The sequence below is a fragment of the Massilia aurea genome (assembly GCF_024753205.1).
In the GTDB taxonomy this organism is placed as follows: Bacteria; Pseudomonadota; Gammaproteobacteria; order Burkholderiales; family Burkholderiaceae_D; genus Telluria; species Telluria aurea.
Genome location: NZ_JANUGZ010000002.1, coordinates 689599 through 714365 on the forward strand (window position 1 = coordinate 689599; position 24767 = coordinate 714365).

The following is a 24767-nucleotide window of genomic DNA, read 5'->3' on the forward strand; positions in this document are numbered from 1 at the left end:
TTCGACGGGCTATAATCTGCGGATGAACGCCCCTGCCCCGACCATCCGCCCCATCCAGCAGCTTCCCGACCAGCTCATCTCGCAGATCGCCGCCGGCGAAGTGGTCGAGCGGCCCTCGGCCGTCGTCAAGGAGTTGCTGGAAAACGCGCTCGACGCCGGTTCGACGACGATCACCATCCGCCTGGAAGAAGGCGGCGTCAAGCGCATCGCCATCACCGACAACGGCCGCGGCATCGCACCCGAGCAGCTGCCCCTCGCACTGTCGCGCCACGCGACGTCCAAGATCGCTTCGCTGAGCGACCTGGAAAACGTCGGCACGCTGGGCTTTCGCGGCGAAGCACTGGCCTCGATTGCATCGGTCGCCTCGGTGCGCGTGACGTCGCGCACGGCCGACGCTGCGCACGCATTCGAGATCGTCGGCTCGCATGAAGGCGTGGTGGCGCCATCGTCGGGCGCCTGTGGCACCACGATCGACGTGCAGGACCTGTACTTCAATACGCCGGCGCGGCGCAAGTTCCTCAAGTCCGAACAGACCGAATACGCGCACTGCGCCGAGGTCGTGCGCCGCATCGCGCTGTCGCGCCCCGACGTGGCCTTCAGCCTGTCGCACAACGGCCGCACGATCGACCACTGGAACGTCAGCGAAGCGGCCAAGCGCAGCGCCCACATCCTGGGCAACGATTTTGCCGAGGCGCGCCTGGCGCTCGACGAAGCGGCCGGCCCGCTGCACCTGCATGGCTACGTCGGCCTGCCGACGGCCTCCAAGGCGCGCGCCGATGGCCAGTTCTTCTACGTGAACGGGCGCTTTGTGCGCGACAAGGTGCTGGTGCACGCGGTCAAGGCGGCCTACCAGGACGTGCTGCACGGCGACCGCTTCCCGGCCTATGTGCTCTCGCTCGACCTCGACCCGGCGCTGGTCGACGTCAATGTGCACCCGTCGAAGACCGAGGTGCGCTTTCGTGACAGCCGCGCGGTGCACCAGTTCGTGTTCCACGCGGTGCAGCGCACGCTGGCGCAGACGTCGGCCACCGCGCACGGCAGCGTGCCGGGGCCGATGACGGCGGCCGAGGTGCGCCCGAGCGGCACGCCGCTATGGCAGTTGTCGCAGTCGCCATCGCAGCCGCAACAGCGCCCGCACGAGCAGACCTCGTTCGGCGCGCAGCTCACGCAGACCTTCTCGCCATCGCCGTATGCAGCGGGCAGCCGCTGGGACGATGCGGCCACCGGTGGCGGCGTGGCCCAACGCCTTGAATCCTACGGCGCGCTGTTTGCGTCCGATGCGGCCAGCAGTTCGTCTGGCACTGCATCAAGCCCGGCGCTGATGCCGGTACCGGTGCCCATGACGGCGGCCGACAAGCCGCTGTCGAACGACGACTTCCCGCTCGGCTTCGCGCTGGCCCAGCTGCACGGCATCTACATCCTCGCGCAGAACACGCGCGGCCTGGTGCTGGTGGACATGCACGCGGCCCACGAGCGCATCCTGTACGAGCAGATCAAGAATGCGCTCGACGCCCAGGCACAGGGCCAGGAAATGCAGGTGCAGGCGCTCCTGATCCCGGTCACGTTCTACGCGGACGCGATGGAAGTCGCCACCGTGCACGAGCACGCGGACACGCTGGCAACGCTGGGCTTTGACATCGCGGCCCTGTCGCCGACGACGCTGGCGGTGCGCAGCGTGCCGACGCTGCTCAAAAACGCCGATGCGCAGACGCTGGCGCGCGACGTGCTGCGCGACGTGCGCGAGTTCGGCGGCTCGCGCGTGCTGATCGAACGGCGCAACGAGCTGCTGGGCACCCTGGCCTGCCACACGGCGGTGCGCGCCAACCGCATCCTGAGCCAGCCCGAAATGAACGCGCTGCTGCGCCAGATGGAAAGCACCGAGCGCGCCGACCAGTGCAACCACGGCCGCCCGACCTGGGTGCAGCTCGAAATTTCTGCGCTCGACAAGCTGTTCCTGCGCGGTCAATGATGGGTAACATGAACCAACCGCTGGCCGTGGCCATCATGGGCCCGACCGCCTCCGGCAAGACCGCAGCCGCCCTGCGCATCGCCCAAACGCGCCCCGTCGAAATCATCTCGGTCGATTCGGCCCTGGTCTATCGCGAGATGGACATCGGCACCGCCAAGCCCACACCCGATGAACTGGCCGCCGTGCCGCATCACCTGATCGACATCCTCGATCCGCTCGATGCGTATTCGGTCATGCAATTCCGCAACGATGCGATCCGGCTGGTGGCCGAGATCACGGCGCGCGGCGCGCTGCCACTGCTCGTCGGCGGCACGATGATGTATTTCAAGGGCTTGGTCGAGGGGCTGGACGATCTACCCACCGCCGACGTGGCGCTGCGCGCTGCGCTCGACGCCGAAGCGGCCCGCATCGGCTGGCCCGGCATGCACGACAAGCTGCGCGCGCTCGACCCCATCACCGCCGACCGGCTGGCACCGAACGACGCCCAGCGCATCAACCGCGCGCTGGAAATCATCGAACTGACCGGCAAGCCGATGTCGGCGCTGCTGGCGCTGCGCACCAGGCCCGTGCTGCCGTTCAGGCTCGTCTCGTTCGGTCTGGAGACCGATGACCGCGCGGTACTACACAAGCGCATCGTGCAGCGTTTCGACGCAATGCTGGGCACGCGCGACGACAGCGGGCTGGTGGCAGAAGTCGCGCGGCTGCGTGCACGGGGCGACCTGTCGCCGCTGCTGCCGTCGATCCGCTGCGTGGGCTATCGCCAGGCCTGGGATTACCTTGACGGGCGCATCGACCGCGCCACGCTGCGCGAGACGGGCATCATCGCCACGCGCCAGCTGGCCAAGCGCCAGATCACGTGGCTGCGCGCGATGCCGGACCGGATCGTCATCGATTGCCTGGGGCCGGATCCGGCCGGCGCGATGCTGGCGCACCTTGCGCTGTTGGAAAAATGACATGTGCGGCGACTATTTGTGACCCACACGCACCAGCGATCTTGACAGCCATCCACTCACGCCGGATAATACTTGCCGTTGCGGTGATATAGCTCAGTTGGTTAGAGCACAGCACTCATAATGCTGGGGTCGGTGGTTCAAGTCCACCTATCACCACCAAAGATTTCAGGCGATGGCCTGGCTCCAACGAGTCAGGCCATTTTGCTTTTGCCCGTTCCGGTGATATAGCTCAGTTGGTTAGAGCACAGCACTCATAATGCTGGGGTCGGTGGTTCAAGTCCACCTATCACCACCAAGCTTCACTCTCGCAACAGAGAGCGCCAGAAACCGCAGTTTCCACCACGGAGACTGCGGTTTTTTTGTGCCCTGCCCGTCCACGGCACGCAATGCCAGAATTTAGTCCCTGCGAATATATGCTCGGCCTGCACCACCGTGCATAATGAGCCGGATAAATAGAAAAAAAGCGGCTCTATCTTATGGCGAACATTCGGCGCTCCCTGTTCATCAACTTTTTTACGTCGACTGGCGGAACGATTGTCCAGTTTGCCGTCACACTGTTTCTTGCACGCGTACTGAGCCCCAGCGATATTGGCATCTATTCGATGACCATCGTATTCATCAATATCGCCCATATTTTTCAGGATTTCGGCGTCGGCAGTTATCTGCAGCGCGAAAAAGAACTGACGCCGGAAAAGCTGCGCGCCGCCACGGGCGTGATTTTCACGACCTCGTGGTTGATTGCTGCAGCCATCTATGCCGGCAGCGACTGGTTTGGCGAATGGTTCAATGAACCCAAGATGGTGCCCGTGATGAAGGTCCTCGCGATCTGCTTCGTCTTCATCCCGTTTGGCTCGATCACCAATTCTCTGCTGATACGGGATTTTGCAGCTGGCAAGCAGGCATGGGTCACGGCAGTGAGTACTGCCACATCGGCAGCCACCTGCATTATTCTTGCTCTCATGGGTTTTGGCGCGCTGAGCATGGCGTGGGCCAATCTCGTCAATATCATCACGTGCGCCATTGCGTACATCCCTTTCCGACCCAAATATCTTCCATGGATGCCCTCTTTCCGGCACTGGCGCGATGTCGTGCATTTCGGGATGAGCTCGCTTCTTACAAATTGCCTCAGCTCGATTAACAATTCGATTCCCGATATCCTTCTCGGAAAACTGGGCAATGCGACCCTGGTCGGCTTTTTCAGCCGGGCCAATTCGACCGTCACGATTTTTTTCCATATCGCCGGCAGCACGGCAAATTATGGCTCGGTGTCGTACATCGCCCAGGCGCACCACCGTGGCGAGTCGGTCGGCACCTTGCTGAACAAGGCAACGTCGCTGCTGACCGGCATTGCCTGGACTGCGCTCGGACTGACGTATGTGTTCGCTGCGGACATCATCACCGTGCTGTATGGCGAAAAATGGCTGCCCTCGGTGCCAGCCATCGACGGCTTGCTGGTGGCCTGCGCCATCGGCACGATCTTCAATTACTACCCTGCGGCCATGACGGCCATCGGCAGGCCGTTCCTGGCCTCGTTCCCGATCGCGGTCACGCTCGCGTCGCGCGTGGCCTTTGCCTTTGCCCTGTTCGACGGCAGTATTCGCAGCTTTTCGTGGGTGATTTGCGGCGCGACCATCGTTGCGATGCCCGTGCTGCTGATCCAGCAGCACATCTATTTCCGTCACCGGCTGTCGACCATGCTGGTGGCTTTATGGCCCAGCGCTGCCGTTGCGATCATTTGCATGGCAGGCGCCGCGTTGCTCAAAATGGCATTTCCCGCCTCATTCACGCCGGTTCTTGTTCTTCTTGCCTCGGCCCTGCCCCTGGCATGCCTCTGGTATCTGTCACTTCGCATCACGGGGCATCCATTAACCCCGGAGATCGATAAAATGCTGTCCGGGTTACGGACGCGTATTGCATAAATACGGGAGAATGCCAAGCTTATTTTCAGGGCATAACGAGTCAGTTGGTTTGCGGCGACAGCGACTTTATTTTGATCTCGATTGGTTCGTCTCAGCTGATATTATAATAACAATTGTCATTGCTGAAAAAACCTGCCGTTATTTATCTTGGCAGACAATGTGAATTGTGTATCGTTTTTTGTGCAATTACACATTCCCCTTTTCCTACCAAGTGCCGTCCCGAATTAATTGGCCAGAATGCCAGACCCTAAACATCCGCTGTCCCAGTACGTTTTTGTCGTATTTGCCGATGATTGGGGCCGGCATCCATCCAGTTGCCAGCATTTATTCCTGAGGATTATTCCGCACGTCCAGGTTATTTGGGTGAATACCATTGGCCTGCGCACGCCGCGACTCAACCTGCATGATTTCAAAAGGACCGTGCAGGTCATTCGTTCGTGGATTCGTCCCGGTGCGCGATTAAAGCGGCGCTTGGGAGACCGGGGACGTCGTGCTGCAAATGCCTGCTTGCCGGCAGTGTCCAGGGACGCCGTTTTCCCGTATATCGTCAATCCTGTCATGTGGCCATCGTTTCAGGGTCCCACATCCACCGCATTGAATCACCACCTTCTCTCGGGCGCTGTGCATGAGGCACTTCGGCATGTGGCGCCAGGCAAGCAACCGATCCTGGTAAGTACGTCCCCCATCGTGCCCGGCCTGTTTCGCGATCATATTTTCAGGCGCAAAATCTATTACTGCGTCGACGACTTCACGCACTGGCATGGTATCAATGGTCCGGCCATGCAACGCCTGGAGCAGCAAACGCTGGATGCGTGCGATCTGATGATCGCCACGTCCACCTCGATTCTCGAAACCCGGTCCCCGTTTGCGCACGCGTCGACCCTGCTGACCCATGGCGTGGACCTGGCGCATTTCTCGCGAGCCCTACCCGACCCTGCCAGCCCCCTGGCTGCCCTGCCCCATCCGTTGGTGGGCATGTTCGGCGTGTTCGACCAGCGTGTCGACGGCCAGGCGCTCAGGGCTGCCGCGCTCCTGTCACCACAGGCGACCTTCGTCGTGCTGGGCCCGATTGTGGATCGCGATCCCGGTGAGTTTTTCGATGTGCCCAACCTTCGCTTCTACGGCGCGGTGCCGTATGCCGACTTGCCCGGTCACGTCGCACACTTCGACGTGTGCATCCTGCCTTACGTGGTCGACGCGTCGACCTGGAACATCAATCCGCTCAAGCTCAAGGAATACCTGGCCACGGGCAAGCCCGTGATCACGTCGCCGCTTCCCGAGGCGATTCGGCTGGCTGCCTACCTGACCCTGGCGGCGTCGGATGCGTTCCCGCAGGCAGTCGCTGCGGCGCTGGCCGCGCTCGAATCGGGCACGGAAGCGTATCCAAGCGATGCCCGCACCCGCCTCGACGACTTTCTCCAAAGCGAAAGCTGGGAGGCAAAAGCAGACCGTTTCCTGGCCGATGTCATGGACAATCTTTAAGCATTTTATGACCGACCGCATCCGCATCCTTTGTATCGCAACCATGTTTCCCAATCCACGGATGCCGGTACATGCCCAGTTCGTCAAGCAACGACTGGACGCGTTGTCGACCAAGGTCGATCTGATCGTGGTCTCGCCCATCCCCTGGTTCCCCGGCGAGCGGTACTTCCCGCGCTATGCCAACCGCAACCAGATTGCGCCGCAGACCGACGCCAACGCGTACCCGACCTATTTCCCGAAATTCTTCTCGATCCCGGCCGTGCTCAAGCCGCTGGAGGGAGTCTTTCTGGCCTTCGCGCTGTGGCGGTTCATCGGCTCCCATGGTCTCAAGGGCAAGATCGACGTGCTCGACTGCCACCTGGCGTTTCCGGAAGGATTTGCGGGCGCCCTGCTGGCCCGCGTCATCGGCAAGCCGTATGTCGTCACCTTGCGCGGCCACGACATCAACGACCTGCCCCGTTTCCCCGTGCGGATCCGGCAAGTGCTGTACGCGCTGCGCCATAGCGCGCGCTACTTCGGTGTCGCCCGGGCGCTGGTAGACGGCGCCATCCGGCTGGGCGCGCCGCCCGACAAGGGCCATGCGTCCACCAATGGCGTGGACACGGCGCGGTTTCGTCCCACGGCAAAGACGGACGCCCGCACGGCGCTGGGCTTGCGCACCGACCGGCGCTACATGCTGTCGGTATCGCACCTGGTGCCACGCAAGGGCGTGGACATCCTGCTGCGCGCCCACGCCCTGCTGCGCGCCGCGGGGCACACGGACCTGTGCTTCATCGTCGTCGGGCAAGGCGGCGAGGAAGGCGACTGTGAAGCCGACCTGCGCGCCCTGGCGACCGAACTCGGGATCGCCGAACACGTCGTCTGGGCCGGCGCCGTGCTGAACACCGACCTGCACGCCTGGTATTCGGCGGCCGACGTGTTTTGCCTGGCCAGCGAAAAGGAAGGCTGGCCCAATGTCGTCCTCGAAGCCATGGCCTGCGCCACGCCGGTAGTGGCCCACCGCACCTGGGGCGTGCCCGAGATCATCACGGGGCCAGACCTGGGCATCCTGGTCGACGCCCGCGAACCGGCGCCGTTCGCGCACGCCATCGGTGTCGCGCTGGAGAATGACTGGAACCCGGCGCGGCTACGGGGCTACGCGCTGGAGAACACTTGGGACAAGGTGGCCGACGGGCTGCTCGCGCACTTCGAGGCGATCGTCAAACCTGCTCAAAAAGCCGGGGTCAGGTCTGACATTCGGACACAAGCTCAGCCGTAGTACCAGTACATTCAAGCTTACAGATAAGGCCGTGTCCATTTGTCAGACCTGACCCCGGCTGTGCCGGCATGGTAGTACCAGAACGTTGAGGCTTGCAGACAAGGCCGTGTCCATCTAACAAAAAGCCGCTGCATCAAACGACGCAGCGGCTTTTTGTTGAGCCGGTACTGCTTTGGCGCGGCATCAATGCTTCTTGCCCCCACCCGAGACCTTGTTCTCGGTTGCCCAGGCGCGACGCTCTGCTTCCTTCTTCCCGACGCCCTTCTTCTCGTACCCTTCTTCAATATGTTTGACCTGGCGCTTCTGCTTGTCGGTGTACGACGATTTATCACCTTGCGGCATGATGATTCTCCTGTCAGCAAATGCGTTGGCCAGCCGGGATGACCGGCCACGACAGCATCAGCCTACGCCGCTGCGGGTTCGCGTTTTGTGCGCCAGACCACCGATGCGGGCACTTGCTCAAGCCACCTCAGGTCGGCGTACGCCACTCGCCATCGGCCGCATCCTCGTCGAGCGCGAAGTCCCCGCGCGCCAGCGCCAGCAGCACCTCGTGCGCCGCCTGCACGTGCTCGGCCGGGACCAGGAGCCGCACGCCGCCCAGCGCTGGCGCCAGCAGAAGGTCGGTCTGCATCAGGTGCGCGTCGGCCAGCATCGCCGGGATGCCCGATGCTTCCAGGCAGCCCTGCGCCAGCGTGGCATCCACGGGAATCATGTAGCGCGCCACGACGTATAAATCGCGCTCGGGCACGGCTTCGATGTCGGGGTGGGCGGCGAGCCAGTCGTTCAGGGAGAGCGTGTGCATCCGGGTTCCTTGGCTTAGCGCAGCAGTACGGGAAGGTGCGACAACAGGTACAGGACCACACCGATCATCCCGCCCACGATGGTGCCGTTGATGCGGATGTATTGGAGGTCCTTGCCGATATTGAGTTCGATCTGGGCCGACATCTCGCGGTCGTCCCATTGCTTGACGGTGTCGGCGATGTGGCGCGTGAGGTAGCCTGCAAATTCGGGCGCCACACCGCGCGCGGCGGCTTCGAGATTGTCTTGCAGCGATTGGCGCAGCTGCGGGTCGTCGCCCAGCGCCTTGCCGATCCAGGCGCCCATGCCGATAATGCGGCGGCGCATGCTCGAATCGTCGCTGGCAAGATCGCGCTTGAGCCATGCCTTCAGCTCGGCCCACAGCGAACCGACGTAGCTGTTGAACGTGTCGTCTTCGAGCAGGTAGCGCTTGACGTCGTCGGCCTTGGCGATGAAGTCGGGGTCGGCCTTCATGCGCTCGATGAAATCGGCCACGTACTCGTCGAAACGTTCACGCAGCGGGTGCGCGGGGTCGGCCGCGACCTTGTTGAGAATCCCCGAGGCCAGGCGCACGGCGATATCGGCACCCTTGCGACCAATCAGTTCGGACGGCAGCATGCGTTCGACCAGCGCGTAGTCTTCCTTGAGCCAGTCGACGATGCCACCCGCGATGGCGCCCTGGGTCTCGGTATTGTCCAGCAGATGGGCGAGCTGGCGGATGCCTTCGTCGAGCAGTTGCTGGTGGCGTCGGCCGCGCGTCAGGCTCTCGAGGATGGCGCCGCCGGACTTCGACAAGTCGACGCTCCCGACCATCGTGTGCACCGCGCGCCGGATGACGTTCTGCACCGGTGCATCCTCGATGAAGTCGAGCATGAAGGTGGCGGCGCGCACCAGGTGCGCGCCCATCAGTTCAGTGTTGGCGGGCTTGGCCAGCCAGTCGGCCAGCAATTGCACCGGGTCGTGGCGGCGGATCAGCTTGAGAATCGACTCGGTGTCGAGGAATTTTTCACGCACGAACAGCGCCAGGTTGTCGGCGATCTTGTCCTTGTTACCGGGGATGATGGCGGTGTGGCGCGAGATGATCGGGATCGGGATGCGCCTGAACAGCGCCACCACCGCGAACCAGTCGGCCAGCGCGCCGACCATCGCGGCTTCGGAAAACGCGCGCAACAGGCCCGTCCACCAGGTCTGCGGCAGCAGCAGGCTGACCACGAACAGCACGGCTGCGCCGACGAAGAAGCCGAGGGCGATCAGTTTGGACTTGCGCAGTTCGTCGTGCTTTTGCATGCGGGGCAGCCCGGCTGTGGCGATGCTGCCATGCTAGCCGACTTTGCCCGCGCGTGACGCGCCGGCTGCCCGCGGCGCATCCTTCTTCCAGAGGAAATCAGGCGCCTTACGCCGCCACTTCTTCCTCACACAAGGTCAGCTTCGCGCAGCGCTGTCCGTGCAGCTGCGGCAGCAGGAGTTCGCTGCGTTCTTCCAGCAGCGCAAACACCTCGTCCTTCGACAGCACATACTGCTCCAACAGCGTGTCCTTGAGCGACTCCATCATCAGCTTGTAGTCGCGGATCGCGTCCAGCGTGTAGCTGTACAAGGCGTCGGCCTTTTCTTCCACCAGCCGCACCGTGTGTTCGCCGCCGATATCCTTCTGCAGCTGGCTGTAGTCGATCTTCGAGCGCGAATACATCGACAGGCGGCTCACCATCAGGTTGAGCATCTTGGTGATCTTCTCGATGTCGTTCTGGCTGCCCACCGAAATACCGCGCGGGCCATAGAACATTTCTTCGGCCGCGACGCCGCCGTACAGGCCTACCACGTCGCGCTCGAGTTCTTCCAGCGTGCGCAGCGACATGTCTTCGCCCGACTGCAGCACATAGCCCAGCGCGCCAATCTTCGACACCGCCTCGGTGCTGATCTTGAGCAGGTGCGAGCGTTCCTTGACTTCGGCCAGCGTCAGACCCTGGCGCAGGAACGGGTCGATCTGCATGAAGAAGTGGCCCAGCTCATGCAGGGCGATCCGCTCGCGCTGCTTGTGCTTGTCGAGCGTCGTGGCGCGGTCGGTCAGGCCGATCGTGGCGCGCTCGTAGGCGCGGAACAGCAGGTTCGTGTTGATGATCGTCTTTTCCTGGATCGACAGCATGCTGGCGCGTTCGACCACGGTTTCCAGCAGCGCCGGGCTCAGGTTCTGGGTGATCTCGGCGACCTGGTCCAGGTTCAGGTCATTCCAGTCGACGAGGCCATCCTTCTTGCGCGACAGGAAGCTGCGCAGCAGTTCGCGGCGCTCGGCCTTGTTCGGCAGGCGGAAGTTGATCTTGACCGAGAAGCGGCGCAGCATTGCTTCGTCCATCTCGGTCGAGCTGTCATCGAAGTTCGACGCGACGATCCAGATGACGCCCGCGCCCTTGTCGCTTTTCACGCCGTCCAGCAGGCCAAGCATCGTGTTGGCGGTGTCGTCTTCCCATTTCTTTTCGCTGCGCCCGCGCGGCATGAAGAGGCTCTGCGCTTCGTCGAGGAAAATGATGCACTTGCCCTTGGCGCAAGCCTTGCGGTGCAAGGCGTTCAGCGCCTTGGAGCCGCCGCCGACATAGCCCGATTCGAGCGCCGAACCGGACGCCGAAATCATCGGCAGGTTCAGGCGCTTGGCCAGGTAGCCAACCAGCTTGGTCTTGCCAGTACCGGCCGGGCCCGTCAGCATCACGTTGAACGGTTTATCGATATTGTGCGACTGGTACTCGGCGCGGTTGCGGATCATTTCTTCCAGGTGCAGCACTTCCTGCTTGATGTCTTCCATGCCGATCAGGTCATCCATGCTGCCCTTGAGCTTGTCCGGCGTGATGACCGATGCGCTCATGCCCGTGCCCGGCATGCCGAATTTGATGAGGTACAGCACCAGCAGCACGATCGCGATATTGAAGGCGTTCTGCTTGAAGAAGGCGCCGGTGCGCGCCAGCGTGCTTTCACCCTCGTCCATCACGGCTTCGTGGGCTGCGAGGAAGTCGTCCTTGGCGATCGAGTACGGAATCGCGTTCTTGAGCAGCACTTCGCGCTCAAGCGACAGGTGCGACGTGCTCGGCACCTTGACCACGTTTAGCGCTGCTGAATCCTTGAACTTGTAGATATAACGCGGCGCTTCGGACAGCGGTTTGGCAATCAAGAGGTATTCCAGCCGGGCTTTCTGGCTGGCCAGCGCGGTAATCTCGGCGATGTTCTGCGAGTGGACTACCGGGCGCGCATCCTGCGGCACATTGGATTTGAAGATCGCCAGCGTCACCAACATGGCCATCAGGATGACGGCAAGGATGCGGACGTAGACGTTCTTGAATGCAATCTGAAGACGGGAAAAATTGGGCATAAGGTGTACTCGTCGAAAATGCGTACAGCAAAGAGAGACTGGGGTGCCATGCCACCGGTAACGATGGCCGGCGTCGGCAATGGGCCGACAAATTCGAGGTGTTGCAGCTTGCTTTTTGATGCTTGGCGGCAAGGGAGTAAGAAGACTATACCTTCAAAAAAAACCGCCGGGAATACCAAAAAGTCAAAAACGTATGCGATTTAAGGCGAATGAAAGTCTTGATAAGAGAATTGATTATCCGACTGACAGCATTCGTGATGAGTGTGTCAAATAAATCGGACATTCTTGCGAGAATGGCATGATGAAATGACTAGAGAACGAAAATCTATATTGCTGAGCGCTGCATATTTACCACAGTCAACTTTTTCAGACTGCATGCAATATGACGCGATCGGTATATAAAGTGATGGCTATTTCTGCAACTGCCCCAGAAAAGGCGTAAAGGCTGGCGCCGACTGCAAAAACCAGCCGGGGAGAATTGAGCAATAAGATGTATTCCGCCAAAGGCGGCAAATGCTTATTCAGACAGGCGTCGGTTAATCGGTGCCAGCGCAGCACAGGCCATGCAACTTGATCATCGTATTCCAGTTGCGCGACGTGGCGCCCTCACCCAGCCGTTTGCCGAGCGCTGCCGCAGCTGCGCTGTCGAGCAAGCCTTGCGGACACCAGACATAGACAGCATGACGTCCAGGCGCCATGCTCTCGGGCGCCCAGTCCTGGCCGCACAAGTCGGCCGCCAACGCGCGTTGCGGCGCACCTGCCAGCAGGAAGACGAACAGGCGCGCATGGTCGGTGGCCACGTGCAACAAGGGATTGTCGTCAACAATCTCGGCCACTTTATCGCTTGCAAACACGAACACGCGCGCACTGACACCCAGATGCAGGGCCATGGCCGCTTCGATCTCTTGCGCCGCATCGACGGGCGGGACCACGGCGTCGAACACGATATTGCCGCTATTGAGCAGACTGCGCACGCCTGTATAGCCGAGGTCTTCGACCAGTTTGCGCAGGTCGGCCATCGCAATGCGTTTGGCGCGGCCAACGTTCACGCCGCGCAGCAGGGCAATGTAGCGCGACCGCGGCGTGGTGTCGGCCTCCATGCTATTGCAACCCTTCCTGGCGCAACGCTTCCTGCACCGCAGGCAACGCCTTGATGCGCGCATGATAGGCCTGCAGTGCCGGCCAGTTATCCAGCGAGAAGCTGGTGAACCCCACCCAGTTCAACACGGTAAACAAGTAGGCATCGGCTACGGTGAAACTGTTCCCGATCAGGTAGCCGTCGTCACCGATCTGGCCCGCCACATAGGTCAGTGGCTCGGCCAGCGCGGCCCAGGCGGCTTCCTTGGCATCGCTCGACGCGCCCGGTGCGAAGATGGGCGAAAAGCGCTTGTGCAGCTCGGTCGATGTCCACGCCAGCCATTCCATCGATTCGTAGCGTTCAAATGTGCCGGGTGCAGGCGCCAGCGCGCCTGCCGGAGCCTGGTCTGCCACGTATTGCAGGATGACCTGGCTCTCGGTGAGCAGGTGGCCATCTTTCAGCGCCAGCGCCGGCACATAGCCCTTGGGATTGATGGCCCGGAAATCGTCGCCGCCTTCGGTCAGCTTGGTGCGCAGGTTGACGCGCTCGCTGTCGAACGGCAGGCCGGAGGCGATCAGGGCGATACGGGGCGCAAGCGAGCAGGCGCCGGGACTGAAGTAGAGTTTCACGGGGTTCCTGAAAATAATGATGGGTGGCAAAAGCCTACAGCATTTTGGCACTGCCCTCCAGCCACAAGTCGTGCGGCATGAAAGCGACATATTGCGTCGCCGCCGTGATCGGCCTGCACACCGGTGATACCATCTCCTGAGTATTGAATGGAGGAAACTATGAGCGACGATCACGAGCTGGTCCCGGTAGCCAGCGCCCTGCCGGGCATGGTGCTGTCGGACGAACTGCTCGACAGCCACGGCCTGGTCTTGCTGGCCAAAGGCACGGTCTTGAGCGAGGCGATCATTGCGTCGTTCGCGCGCCATCAGATCGACGTGGTGCCGGTGGCGCGCGTCGAAGCGCACCGCGCGCCGGATGCAGCCGCGGTGCAAGCGCGGCTCGACTTCCTGTTCCGCCGCCACGACCGCGACGACGACAACGACTGGGCCGGCAACCTGCTGCGCCGCTACGTCGAGGATTACCGGCTCGAACGGCAGGTGGCGCCATGACCCTCGATGAATTGACGGCCGGCCTGGACGACCTGCCCTCGCTGCCGGCTGTCGTGATGGAGCTGCTGGGCAGCATCGACCAGGAAGATGCCGATCTGGCCTTGCTAGCGAAAAAGGTGGCGCTCGATCAGGCACTGACTGCCAAGACACTGCGCCTGGCCAATTCGTCGGCCTTCGGCCTGCAGGTCAAGGTTACGACGATCCAGCAGGCATTGACGTTCCTGGGCGTGCAAGCCACGCGCAACCTGATCATGGCGGCATCGATCACCGGCTGCTTTCCCAGCGGCCGCTGCCCGGCGTTCAACGACAAGGCCTTCTGGCGCCTGTCGATCGCCACCGCCGCCTGCGCGCGGGTGCTGGCGCGGCACATGCACTTCAATCCCGACGTGGCGTTTACGGCCGGCCTGTTACACGGGATCGGCCGCCTGGTGCTGGTGACGCGTTACCCGGAACAATACGACGCCGTCCTGCGTGAATGCGAGCGCGTCGATGGCGATCTTCTCGAAATGGAGCGCGCCATGCTGGGTGTTGACCACGTACTGGCAGGCCGGGCGCTGGCGGAGCACTGGCAATTTTCGGATACGCTGCGCCAGGCCATCGCATTCCATGGTCAGCCGGAGATGCCGGGTGCGGGTTTCCTGGCCACGATCGTGCATGTGGCAAGCGCGGTCGCGCATGCGCTCGATCTGGCGGGCTATGCGAACGAAGTAGTGCCGACGGTGTCGAGTGTCGCCTGGACGGCGCTGGGATTATCCGAGGAAGCGTGGTTGCAGGAGTTCCGCGAAACGGAGCTGCAATTTGAAGAGATGACCGCCATCCTGTTGGCGTAGGCCGCAGGACGGAATCAACGGGTGGGAATCAGGTAGTACGAGAAGAACTGCGACGAGGAGAACTGCGGTGCGGCGCCACTCAGGCGGCGCCGCGGCACGCCAACAACGAAGGCATGACAGAAACGTCTGCCATGCCCACGATTTCAGTGCGCATAATTACCGGTTTTTGGCGTCACGTCGCCCGACTGGTTTGCCTGACCCTGTGCTGGCTGACCTGCCTGCTGGGCTGCTGCGGCAGCGGCTGCTGCTGCTTTTTCTTCTGGCTTCGGACGGCCTTGTGCATCCGACAGACGGTACTTGGTGCGGCGATCGCCCATCAGGTCACGCAGGTCACGGATGCTCATGCCCGTCACTTCGTGCATGCGGATCAAAAGCGACGCGCCAACTGGCAGACGATGGTGACGAATCTTGCTGATCACGGGCGGCGCCACCTCGAGCATGCGCGACAGCGCAGCGTCGTTCTTCAGCTGCATCTTGCCCAGTAGAATGTCGAGCAGATGGTTCGGGTTGTAACTCTCTTGCGACGACAGAGCGTGATGTTGTTGTGCCATGATATTACCTCACGAGTTGGTTAAAATAGTTCCCTTGTGAACCTTAGTAGAAGACAACATGTCTTCAACTTAAGTTCCCGGAACGTGTTCAGGAATTAAACAGGGCGAATCTGAGTAGTTCCTTAAGGATTCCGGTCTTGCCGTGCACTACGTCGTTTCTGCATGCGCACTTGTCTTTCAAACAAATTATGGCGGCGTGCGCCGGACCGAGGCCGACCCTGCGCACGTGACTCCTTGTCAGAAATCAAGCTAACGTATGGAAAGCTTGTCACGTTTGCATTTCAGCACATGGGGCCACATTGTGGCGCACGCAAGAGATTTCCCTGATAAATTTTTCCAATCAGAATGATCACGGAACTCTTTGATTTACATAGAGAAATACTTGGTGCATGCGGCGCCATAGCGCGACGAAAATAAAGTATGTTCGCTAGCGGACATTTAACATTGTAAATAAAAAGATAATTACTTTAGGTAAAGAAACTAAGAATTCCTTTTGGAACGATTCCTTCTGTCCTGTCCGTGTTTTTATCGGGTCAATACCGAATTACGGTAAACTGATTCCCCTGCCTTGTCGGCACAGCAATTCGTCCCCAACTACCCTCTCCATGCAGAAAAAAGTCTTTATCAAAACCTTCGGTTGCCAGATGAACGAGTACGACTCGGACAAGATGGTCGATGTCCTTGGCGCCTCGGATGGGTTGGTACGCACCGACAAGCCGGAAGACGCAGACGTCATCCTGCTCAACACGTGCTCGATCCGCGAAAAAGCGCAAGAGAAAGTGTTCTCCGATCTTGGCCGCCTGCGTGAACTCAAGCGCAACAAGCCGGACCTCGTCATTGGCGTGGGCGGCTGCGTTGCTTCGCAAGAAGGCCAGGCCATCATCAAGCGCGCGCCGTTCGTCGATGTCGTGTTCGGCCCGCAAACGCTGCATCGCCTGCCCAAGCTGATCAGCGACCGGCGCACGTCCGGCGTGGCCCAGGTCGACATCGCCTTCCCCGAGATCGAAAAGTTCGATCACCTGCCGCCGGCCAAGGTCGACGGCCCGGTGGCGTATGTGTCGATCATGGAAGGTTGCAGCAAGTACTGCAGCTACTGCGTCGTCCCGTACACCCGTGGCGAAGAAGTCTCGCGCCGCTTCGAGGACGTGCTGACCGAGGTGGCGGGCCTGGCCGCGCAAGGCGTCAAGGAAATCATGCTGCTGGGCCAGAACGTGAATGCGTTCCGGGGCACCATGGAAAACGGCGAGATCGCCGACTTCGCGCTGCTGCTCGAATACATCGCCGAGATTCCCGGCGTCGAGCGCCTGCGCTTCGTGACCAGCCACCCGAAGGAATTCAGCCAGCGCCTGATCGACGCCTACGCCAAGATCCCGCAACTGGTGAACCACCTGTACCTGCCCGTGCAACATGGCTCGGACCGGATCCTGGCAGCCATGAAGCGCGGCTATACGGGCCTCGAATACAAATCGATCATCCGCCGCATCCGCGCGGTGCGTCCCGACATCACATTCTCGTCCGACTTCATCGTGGGCTTTCCCGGTGAAACCGAGGCCGACTTCGAGGCGATGATGAAACTGGTGGCCGACGTCAATTTCGACAACAGCTTCAGCTTCATCTTCAGCAAGCGCCCCGGCACGCCGGCCGCGAACCTCGACGACGACACGCCGCACGAGGTCAAGCTGGCGCGCCTGCAGCGCCTGCAAGCCCTGATCGATGCCAACACCCGCAAGCACAGTGCCGCCATGGTCGGCACCGTGCAGCGCGTGCTGGTCGAAGGGTATGCCAAAAAAGATGTAACCCAGCTCCAGGGCCGCGCCGAGAATAACCGCGTGGTTCTGTTCCCCGTGGATGCAGCCAGTGTCCAGCTCATCGGCCAGCTGGTCGATGTACGCATCAGCGCCAGCCACGATTATTATTTGCGCGGCGAACTCGTCGCCAACCTTGATACGATTGCCATCGCCAGTTGAAAACACAGCCAACCCAGCCCTCGTACTTCATTCCTGAGCCGCTCGACAACACGCGGCTTGCCCACCTGTGCGGTCCACTCGATGAAAACCTGCGCCAGATCTCGGCCGCACTCGACGTGACCGTCTTCCGCCGTGGCGAGAAATTCATCGTCACCGGCGACAATGCCGAGCGCGCCGTCGAATTGCTCGAACGCTTCTACGCGGTCGCCAACAAGGTCGTGCCGATCGAAGAAGTGCAACTGGCCCTGGTCGAGCAGCGCGCCGGCATCAAGCCGCGCAGCCTCGAGGCGCCGGGTGGCGAGCCGCGCGCCATCAAGGGCGTCAAGGCCGTCAAGGCCGTGCCCGACGTGGCGCAGGCCGACGCGCAGGACGACGTTGCACCCAACGACACCGACAGCCCGGCCCTGAGAACCCGCCGCAGCGACCTGCGCGGACGCACGCCGCACCAGATCCAGTACCTCAACGATGTGCTGAACCATGACATCGCCTTCGGCGTGGGCCCGGCCGGTACCGGCAAGACCTACCTGGCCGTGGCCTGCGCGGTGGACGCGCTCGAGCGCGACGCCGTCAAGCGCATCATCCTGACCCGCCCTGCAGTCGAGGCCGGCGAGCGCCTTGGCTTCCTGCCGGGCGACTTGGCGCAAAAGGTCGATCCGTACCTGCGTCCGCTGTACGACGCGCTGTACGACCTGCTCGGCTTCGACCGCACGCAAAAGCTGTTCGAAAAGCAGATCATCGAGATCGCCCCGCTGGCGTACATGCGCGGACGCACGCTGAACCACGCGTTCGTCATCCTCGATGAAGCGCAGAACACGACCGTCGAGCAGATGAAGATGTTCCTGACCCGCATCGGCTTTGGCAGCAAGGCCGTGATCACCGGCGACGTGACCCAGGTCGACCTGCACAAGAACCAGCGCAGCGGCCTGGTCGACGCCATGCACGTGCTCAGAGATGTGCGCGGTATCGCGTTTTCCCAGTTCTCGAGCGTGGACGTGGTGCGCCACCCGCTGGTCGGGCGCATCATCGATGCCTACGAATCCGACAATTCGGTACAGGAACTGGCCGATCTCCCCAAACCGATCCCGGTGAAAAATGCAAGAAAAAAAACATCCGCTTGAACTCGAGGTGCAGTTCGCCGACCCGCGCCTGGAAAGCCTGCTGCCCGAGGCCACCTTGCGTACCTGGGTCGAGTCTGCCCTGCTCGGCCCGGCCGAACTGACCATCCGGTTTGTCGATGCGGCCGAAGGCCAGGCGCTGAACCTGGCCTATCGCGGCAAGGACTACGCGACCAACGTCCTCACCTTCGCCTACAACGAAGATGAAGACCTGGCCGAGGACGATCCGGTCAAGGCCGACATCGTCCTGTGCACCGACGTGCTGCAACGCGAAGCCGACGAGCAAAAGAAAACCGTCGAGGAACACACGGCGCACCTGGTCGTGCACGGCGTGCTGCATGCGCAGGGCTGGGACCACGACAACGATGACGACGCCGAAGAAATGGAACAGTTCGAGCGCGACATCATGGAAGTGCTGGGGTTCCCCGATCCGTACGCTGACTGAGTGAAAATGGCTTGAACGTCAGCCTGACCTGAGCGGCGGCGCGCCCGCCGCCCAGGCCGCACGCCTGCATCAAAAACAGGCAATGTGCCTTTTGGTGTATCCTACGCCCATCGCAACAACGGCTTCTCGCCAACTATGCCCGAGTATCCCAGTGACGTCCGTCCGGACGCCAAACCCCATCGGTCCCTGCTGGAAAGGTTGACCGCATTCATCTCCCCCGAGCCTGAAAACCGCGCAGAGCTGCTTGAAGTGCTGCACGACGCCCACGAACGCAACCTTCTCGATGCCGACGCCCTGTCGATGATCGAAGGCGTGTTCCAGGTGTCCGACCTGTCCGCGCGCGACATCATGGTGCCCCGTTCCCAGATGGACGTGATCGATATCACGAAGCCCATCGAAGAGTGGATGCCCTACGTGCTTGAGACCGCCCACTCCCGCTTCCCGGCCATCGAAGGCGAACGCGACAAGGTCGTGGGTATCCTGCTGGCCAAGGATTTGCTGCGCTATTACGCCGAAGAATCGTTCGACGTGCGCACCAAACTGCGCCCGGCCGTGTTCATTCCTGAATCGAAACGCCTGAACGTGTTGCTGCGCGACTTCCGCGCCAACCACAATCACATGGCGATCGTGGTCGACGAGTATTCCGGCGTGGCCGGCCTGATCACGATTGAAGACGTGCTCGAGCAGATCGTCGGCGACATCGAGGACGAATACGATTTCGATGAAGAAGAAGACAATGTGATCTCGATCCGCGAAGGCCAGCTTGGCCCGCGCTGGCGCGTCAAGGCGCTCACCGAGATCGAACAGTTCAACGACGAAGTCGGCACCAACCTGCCGGACGACGACGTCGACACCGTCGGCGGCCTGGTTGCCAGCCACCTTGGCCACATGCCGCACAAGGGTGAAGTGGTCGATCTGCACGGTGTGCGCTTCGAAGTGCTGCGCGCCGACGCGCGTCAGATCCACGTCCTGCTGGTCGAAAAACTGCCATTGGCGGACGACGAACACGACTGATGCTGCGTCGCCGTACCTCTCCAGCCGCAGCGCCGGTCCCGGCGCTGCGCGCCAACAAGCCTTCGGCCCTGCTGCTGCTGGGCGCCGCACTCGCCGGCGCCTCGTCCCTGCTGTCATTCCAGCCTGTTGGCTGGTGGCCACTGCAATTTCTTTCCCTCGCCTGGCTGTTCTATCAGGTCGGCATAAGCCCGTCCGTCAAGCGTGCCACGCTGATCGGCTGGGCCTTCGGCTTCGGCTGGACGCTGGCCGGCGTGCACTGGCTGTATGTCTTCATGACCGATTTCGCCCACTTGCCGGCCGTGCTGGCGGTGGTGGGCTTGACGCTGCTGTGCCTGTACATGGGCTTGTGGGGCGCCTTCACGGCGGGCGTGGCCACCTGGCTGCGTCGCCGCTGGTCGCTGCCGGTGGCCGCCTTCCTGCTGCTGGTGCTGCCCGTGACCTGGGGCGTATCGGAATGGCTGCGCGGCTGGGTATTCACCGGTTTTCCATGGGCTTCGTCCGGCTACGCACATGATCTCGCGCCGCTGGCTGGTTACGCGCCGCTGATCGGCGTGTACGGCATGGGCATCGTCGTGGGCATCATCGCCGGTTGTTTCGCCATGCTGACCCAGCGCGCGCGCTGGCCGGCCATGGGTTTGATGGCTGCCCTGCTGCTGGGCGGCGCAGGTCTGCGCACGGTCGAATGGACGCAGGATGTCGGCCAGCCGATCAGCGTGCGCCTGCTGCAAGGCAATATCGCGCAAGACCGCAAGTTCGACGCCGAATTCCTGAACAGTATCCTCACCCGCTACCAGGGCCTGATCACGGCCGCACCTGCCGACCTGATCGCCACGCCCGAAACAGCGATCCCAACCTTCCCGCAACATCTGCCGGACGGTTACCTGGCGGGTCTGCAGCGCTACGCGACCACCAGCGGCAGCACGCTGGCCGTTGGCATGCCGCTGCTGGACGGCCCGGGCAAGTACGGCAACAGCCTGGTCACGCTGACGCCGCAGCCCCATGCCACCGTGTACCGCTACGACAAGGCGCATCTGGTGCCGTTCGGCGAATTCATCCCGCCGGGCTTTCGCTGGGTGACGGACATGCTCGACATTCCGCTGAATGACGCCACCCGTGGCGCCGCGCTGCAGGCGCCGTTCGCCGTCAAGGACCAGCTGGTGCTGCCGAACATCTGCTACGAAGACGTGTTCGGCGAAGAAATCGCCTACCAGCTGCGCAATGCGCCGCAACCGGCGACGCTGCTGTTGAACGTGTCGAACCTGTCGTGGTATGGCCAGTCGGTGGCGATCCCGCAGCACCTGCAGATTTCACGCATGCGCACGCTGGAAACGGGCCGCCCGATGCTGCGCGCGACCAATGACGGCGCCACCGCTATCATCGACCGCCGCGGCAATCTGACGCACGCACTGCCGTTCTACACCGACGGTGTGCTCGCCGCCACCGTACGCGGCGCGACCGGCATGACGCCGTTCATTCGCCTGGGGAGCACATCCTTCCTGCTGCTGGGGGCCTTCATGCTGGCCGGCGCCTGGTTTGCCGGGCGGCGTCGCATGGGGCGGACGGCTTCGTGAACCTGCGCGTTTGTTGACGTTATCGATCACCACGACAACGTAGGGTGGATGGCTCCGCCATCCACGCGGTGATGTTTACCCGTCGATCAATGGCGGACGACATCGAAGGCGGCTTCGTGAACATCCGCGTTTTGTTGACGTCAACAATCACCGCGTGGACGGCGTAGCCGTCCACCCTACGCAAAACAGCTCCCAGAGGTGGCAAGAAATTCAGTAGAATTGGCCATTTGGCAAACATACCGCGTTCACGGTCCACGGGCCGCGTTCCACTCGACATGCTCACATTCCAGCAAATCATCCTCACCCTGCAGTCCTATTGGGACAAACAGGGTTGCGCACTGCTCCAGCCCTACGACATGGAAGTCGGCGCCGGCACCTTCCACACCGGTACCTTCCTGCGCGCGATCGGCCCGGAGCCATGGCGCGCCGCCTATGTGCAGCCATCGCGCCGCCCGAAGGATGGCCGCTACGGCGAGAACCCGAACCGCCTCCAGCACTATTACCAGTTCCAGGTCGCGCTCAAACCGGCGCCCGAGAATATCCTCGACCTGTATCTCGGTTCGCTCGAGGCATTGGGCCTGGACCTGAAAAAGAACGACGTGCGCTTTGTCGAGGATGACTGGGAAAGCCCGACGCTGGGCGCCTGGGGCCTGGGCTGGGAAGTCTGGCTCAACGGCATGGAAGTCACGCAGTTCACCTATTTCCAGCAAGTGGGCGGACTCGATTGCAAGCCGGTGCTGGGCGAGATCACGTACGGTATCGAACGCCTGGCCATGTACCTGCAGGGCGTCGAGAACGTGTATGACCTGGTCTGGACCGAGTGGCAGGAAGACGGCAAGACCAAGAGCCTGAGCTACGGGGACGTGTTCCACCAGAACGAGGTCGAGCAGTCGACCTACAACTTCGAACACTCCAATACCGAGATGCTGTTCCAGGCGTTTGCGAACCACGAATCGGAAGCCAAGCGCCTGGTCGAACTGGCGCTCACGCTGCCGGCCTACGAGCAGATCATGAAGGCCTCGCACAGCTTCAACCTGCTGGACGCGCGCGGCGCGATTTCCGTGACCGAGCGCGCCGCCTACATCGGCCGCGTGCGCACGCTGTCGCGCCTGGTGGCGCAAGCGTATTACGACTCGCGCGAAAAGCTGGGCTTCCCGATGGCGCCACAAGCCAAGCCAGCCGAACCAGCCGCTGACCAAGCCGCAGCCTGAAAAGAACAGAACAGACCATGAACCAAACACTCCTCGTCGAACTGCAGACCGAAGAACTGCCGCCGAAGGCGCTTGTCAAGCTGGGCGCCGCCTTTGCCGCCGGCATCGCGAACGGCCTCAAGGCGCGCGACTTCCTCGAAGCCGACAGCGTCGTCACCACGTACGCCACGCCGCGCCGCCTGGCCGTCTCGATCACGAATGTGCGCGATACGTCACCGGACAAAGCAATCCGCGAAAAAGTGCTGCCGGTGACGGTGGCGCTGGACAAGGAAGGCAATCCAAGTGCACCGCTGGCCAAGAAGCTGGCCGCACTGGGCTTTCCCGACCTGACGATCGACCAGCTCGAACGCGCCCCCGACGGCAAGACCGAAAGCTTCTTCTATACCTACACCGCCGCTGGCAGTGCGCTCACCGGCGCGCTGCAGGACGTGCTGCAGGACGCAGTGAATAAGCTGCCGATCCCGAAGCTCATGAGCTACCAGCGTCCGAACGGCGACACCGTGCAGTTCGTGCGCCCGGTGCACCGGCTGCTCGCGCTGCACGGCGAGCAGGTGCTGCCACTGACGCTGCTTGGCTTGACGGCCGGGCGCGAAACCGCCGGCCACCGCTTCCTGTCGCATGGCGGCGCGATCACAATCGCACATGCCGATCAGTACGCGAACACGCTGGAAACCGAGGGCAAGGTCATCACGTCGCCGCAGGCGCGCAAGGACAGCATCCGCGCCCAGTTGCTGGAGCAGGCCGGCGCCGACCAGGTCCTGATGCCCGAGTCGCTGCTCGATGAAGTCGCGGCCCTGGTCGAATGGCCGGTCGTCTATGAATGCCGCTTCGAAGAAGAATTTCTGGCCGTGCCGCAGGAATGCCTGATCCTGACGATGCAGACGAACCAGAAATACTTCGCGCTGACGGATGCCGACGGCAAGCTGCGTTCGCGCTTTCTGATCGTGTCGAACATCGCGACGGACGACCCGTCCGCGATCGTCGGCGGCAACGAGCGCGTCGTGCGCCCGCGTCTGTCGGATGCAAAGTTCTTCTTCGAGCAGGACAAGAAGAAAACCCTCGAGTCGCGCCTGCCGGCACTCAGCAACGTCGTGTACCACAACAAACTGGGCTCGCAGGCCGAACGCAGCGAGCGCGTGACCAAGCTGGCCATGTACATCGCCACGCGCCTGGGCTTTGACGCGTCGCTCGCCGAACGCGGCGCGCGCCTGTCGAAGGCCGACCTGCTCACCGACATGGTCGGCGAATTCCCGGAACTGCAAGGCATCATGGGCACGTATTACGCGCGCCACGATGGCGAGCACGATGAAGTGGCGCGCGCGGCGTCCGAGCACTACCAGCCGCGCTTTGCCGGCGACACCCTGCCGACCACCGATACCGGTCTGGCCGTCGCACTGGCCGACAAGCTCGAAACCCTGGTGGGCATCTGGGCCATCGGCCTGCAGCCAACGGGCGAAAAAGACCCGTTCGCGCTGCGCCGCCACGCGCTGGGCATCATGCGCATGCTGGTCGAAAAGCGCCTGCCGCTCGAACTGTCCGACATGCTGCGCGATGCGGTCACGACGTTTGCCGACCAGCCGGCGTTCAAGGACCCGAGCGCAGAGGTGACCGCCTTCATGCTCGACCGCCTGCGCGGCCTGCTGCGCGACCGCGGCTTCTCGCCGAACGAAGTCGAAGCCGTGCTGGCCCAGAACCCGGACCGCGTCGACGACGTGGTGCAGCGCCTGGAAGCCGTACAGGCCTTTGCCGCGCTGCCCGAAGCCGCCTCGCTCGCCGCCGCCAACAAGCGCATCACCAACATCCTCAAGAAGAACGAGGAAGCACTGGCGCAAGCCGGCGCGGTCGATCCGGCCTTGCTGCAGGACCAGGCCGAGAAAGACCTGGCCGCTGCCGTCACGCGCGTGCAGCCGGCGGTCGATGCGGCGTTTGCCGCAGGCGACTTCGCCGGCACGCTCAAGACGCTGGCAGAGCTGCGCGAGCCGGTCGACGCGTTCTTCAACGACGTGATGGTGATGGCCGACGACATCGCGCTGCGCAACAACCGCCTGGCGTTGCTGGCGTCGTTGCACGGCATGATGAACCGCGTGGCCGACATCTCGAAGCTGGCAACGTAAGCACCGCATGCAGGCACCCCCG

21 protein-coding genes and 2 tRNA genes are annotated in these 24767 nt (G+C 62.2%); 16 read left to right on the forward strand and 7 right to left on the reverse strand.

From position 1 onward, the window contains the following. The first annotated feature begins 22 nt into the window (after positions 1-22). The 7 genes from mutL to NX775_RS08590 all read left to right on the forward strand — a co-directional run bounded on the left by mutL (position 23) and on the right by NX775_RS08590 (position 7581). On the forward strand, positions 23-1969 hold the full coding sequence (gene mutL / locus NX775_RS08560) for a DNA mismatch repair endonuclease MutL (RefSeq protein ID WP_258835613.1): 1947 nt from the start codon (positions 23-25) through the stop codon (positions 1967-1969). Then, positions 1969-2922, forward strand: coding sequence for a tRNA (adenosine(37)-N6)-dimethylallyltransferase MiaA (gene miaA / locus NX775_RS08565; protein WP_370660574.1), 954 nt, complete (start codon positions 1969-1971; stop codon positions 2920-2922). Before mutL ends, miaA begins: the two co-directional genes overlap by 1 nt. Positions 2923-3004: 82 nt before the next feature. Next, positions 3005-3081, forward strand: a tRNA-Met gene (locus tag NX775_RS08570). A 59-nt stretch (positions 3082-3140) separates the two neighbouring features. Further along, a tRNA-Met gene (locus NX775_RS08575) sits at positions 3141-3217 on the forward strand. A 181-nt stretch (positions 3218-3398) separates the two neighbouring features. Continuing rightward, the gene (locus tag NX775_RS08580; RefSeq protein ID WP_258835615.1) at positions 3399-4841 is read left to right on the forward strand and encodes an oligosaccharide flippase family protein; all 1443 of its coding nucleotides are present in this window, start codon (positions 3399-3401) and stop codon (positions 4839-4841) included. 237 nt (positions 4842-5078) lie between these two features. Continuing rightward, positions 5079-6323 (forward strand): glycosyltransferase, encoded by a 1245-nt coding sequence (locus NX775_RS08585; protein WP_258835616.1) that lies wholly within the window; start codon positions 5079-5081, stop codon positions 6321-6323. A 43-nt stretch (positions 6324-6366) separates the two neighbouring features. Next, positions 6367-7581 (forward strand): glycosyltransferase, encoded by a 1215-nt coding sequence (locus NX775_RS08590; protein WP_258835617.1) that lies wholly within the window; start codon positions 6367-6369, stop codon positions 7579-7581. Between the two features lie 183 nt (positions 7582-7764). Here NX775_RS08590 and NX775_RS08595 read toward each other — a convergent pair whose 3' ends face one another. From NX775_RS08595 to gstA, 6 genes are all read right to left on the reverse strand, one after another. Beyond that, positions 7765-7923, reverse strand: coding sequence for a hypothetical protein (locus tag NX775_RS08595; RefSeq protein WP_211524545.1), 159 nt, complete (start codon positions 7921-7923; stop codon positions 7765-7767). A 127-nt stretch (positions 7924-8050) separates the two neighbouring features. Then, positions 8051-8383, reverse strand: a complete 333-nt coding sequence (locus tag NX775_RS08600) for a putative signal transducing protein (protein ID WP_258835618.1) — start codon at positions 8381-8383, stop codon at positions 8051-8053. A gap of 14 nt (positions 8384-8397) precedes the next feature. Then, the gene (locus NX775_RS08605) at positions 8398-9666 is read right to left on the reverse strand and encodes a DUF445 domain-containing protein (protein WP_258835619.1); all 1269 of its coding nucleotides are present in this window, start codon (positions 9664-9666) and stop codon (positions 8398-8400) included. A gap of 106 nt (positions 9667-9772) precedes the next feature. Further along, a complete protein-coding gene (locus NX775_RS08610; RefSeq protein WP_258835620.1) occupies positions 9773-11731 on the reverse strand; it encodes an AAA family ATPase in 1959 nt (652 codons plus the stop codon). Between the two features lie 536 nt (positions 11732-12267). Next, positions 12268-12831, reverse strand: a complete 564-nt coding sequence (locus NX775_RS08615) for a DUF1697 domain-containing protein (protein WP_258835621.1) — start codon at positions 12829-12831, stop codon at positions 12268-12270. Between the two features lies 1 nt (position 12832). Then, positions 12833-13438, reverse strand: a complete 606-nt coding sequence (gene gstA / locus NX775_RS08620) for a glutathione transferase GstA (RefSeq protein ID WP_258835622.1) — start codon at positions 13436-13438, stop codon at positions 12833-12835. Positions 13439-13597: 159 nt separating this feature from the next. Here gstA and NX775_RS08625 point away from each other — a divergent pair, with 159 nt between their 5' ends. Beyond that, positions 13598-13927, forward strand: coding sequence for a hypothetical protein (locus NX775_RS08625; protein WP_258835623.1), 330 nt, complete (start codon positions 13598-13600; stop codon positions 13925-13927). Continuing rightward, a complete protein-coding gene (locus NX775_RS08630) occupies positions 13924-14757 on the forward strand; it encodes an HDOD domain-containing protein (protein ID WP_258835624.1) in 834 nt (277 codons plus the stop codon). The genes NX775_RS08625 and NX775_RS08630 overlap by 4 nt, the downstream gene beginning before the upstream one ends. Before the next feature lie 143 nt (positions 14758-14900). Here the strand turns inward: NX775_RS08630 and NX775_RS08635 are convergent, their stop codons facing one another. Continuing rightward, positions 14901-15308, reverse strand: coding sequence for a hypothetical protein (locus tag NX775_RS08635; RefSeq protein WP_183556342.1), 408 nt, complete (start codon positions 15306-15308; stop codon positions 14901-14903). A gap of 605 nt (positions 15309-15913) precedes the next feature. On the opposite strand from NX775_RS08635, the gene miaB reads away from it, so the two are divergent. The 7 genes from miaB to glyS all read left to right on the forward strand — a co-directional run bounded on the left by miaB (position 15914) and on the right by glyS (position 24745). Then, entirely contained in the window at positions 15914-17275 is a 1362-nt protein-coding gene (gene miaB, locus NX775_RS08640; RefSeq protein WP_258835625.1) for a tRNA (N6-isopentenyl adenosine(37)-C2)-methylthiotransferase MiaB, read from the forward strand. After that, complete coding sequence (locus NX775_RS08645; RefSeq protein WP_183556340.1) at positions 17272-18393, forward strand: PhoH family protein; 1122 nt, start codon at positions 17272-17274, stop codon at positions 18391-18393. The genes miaB and NX775_RS08645 overlap by 4 nt, the downstream gene beginning before the upstream one ends. After that, on the forward strand, positions 18368-18835 hold the full coding sequence (gene ybeY / locus NX775_RS08650; protein ID WP_183556339.1) for an rRNA maturation RNase YbeY: 468 nt from the start codon (positions 18368-18370) through the stop codon (positions 18833-18835). The genes NX775_RS08645 and ybeY overlap by 26 nt, the downstream gene beginning before the upstream one ends. Positions 18836-18970: 135 nt before the next feature. After that, a complete protein-coding gene (locus NX775_RS08655) occupies positions 18971-19849 on the forward strand; it encodes a CorC family transporter (RefSeq protein WP_183556338.1) in 879 nt (292 codons plus the stop codon). Next, on the forward strand, positions 19849-21420 hold the full coding sequence (lnt, locus tag NX775_RS08660; protein WP_258835626.1) for an apolipoprotein N-acyltransferase: 1572 nt from the start codon (positions 19849-19851) through the stop codon (positions 21418-21420). Before NX775_RS08655 ends, lnt begins: the two co-directional genes overlap by 1 nt. Positions 21421-21695: 275 nt before the next feature. Beyond that, positions 21696-22631: a glycine--tRNA ligase subunit alpha gene (gene glyQ / locus NX775_RS08665; RefSeq protein WP_258835627.1), complete on the forward strand. Its 936-nt coding sequence runs from the start codon at positions 21696-21698 to the stop codon at positions 22629-22631. A 17-nt stretch (positions 22632-22648) separates the two neighbouring features. After that, positions 22649-24745, forward strand: coding sequence for a glycine--tRNA ligase subunit beta (gene glyS, locus NX775_RS08670; protein ID WP_258835628.1), 2097 nt, complete (start codon positions 22649-22651; stop codon positions 24743-24745). Positions 24746-24767 lie beyond the last annotated feature (22 nt).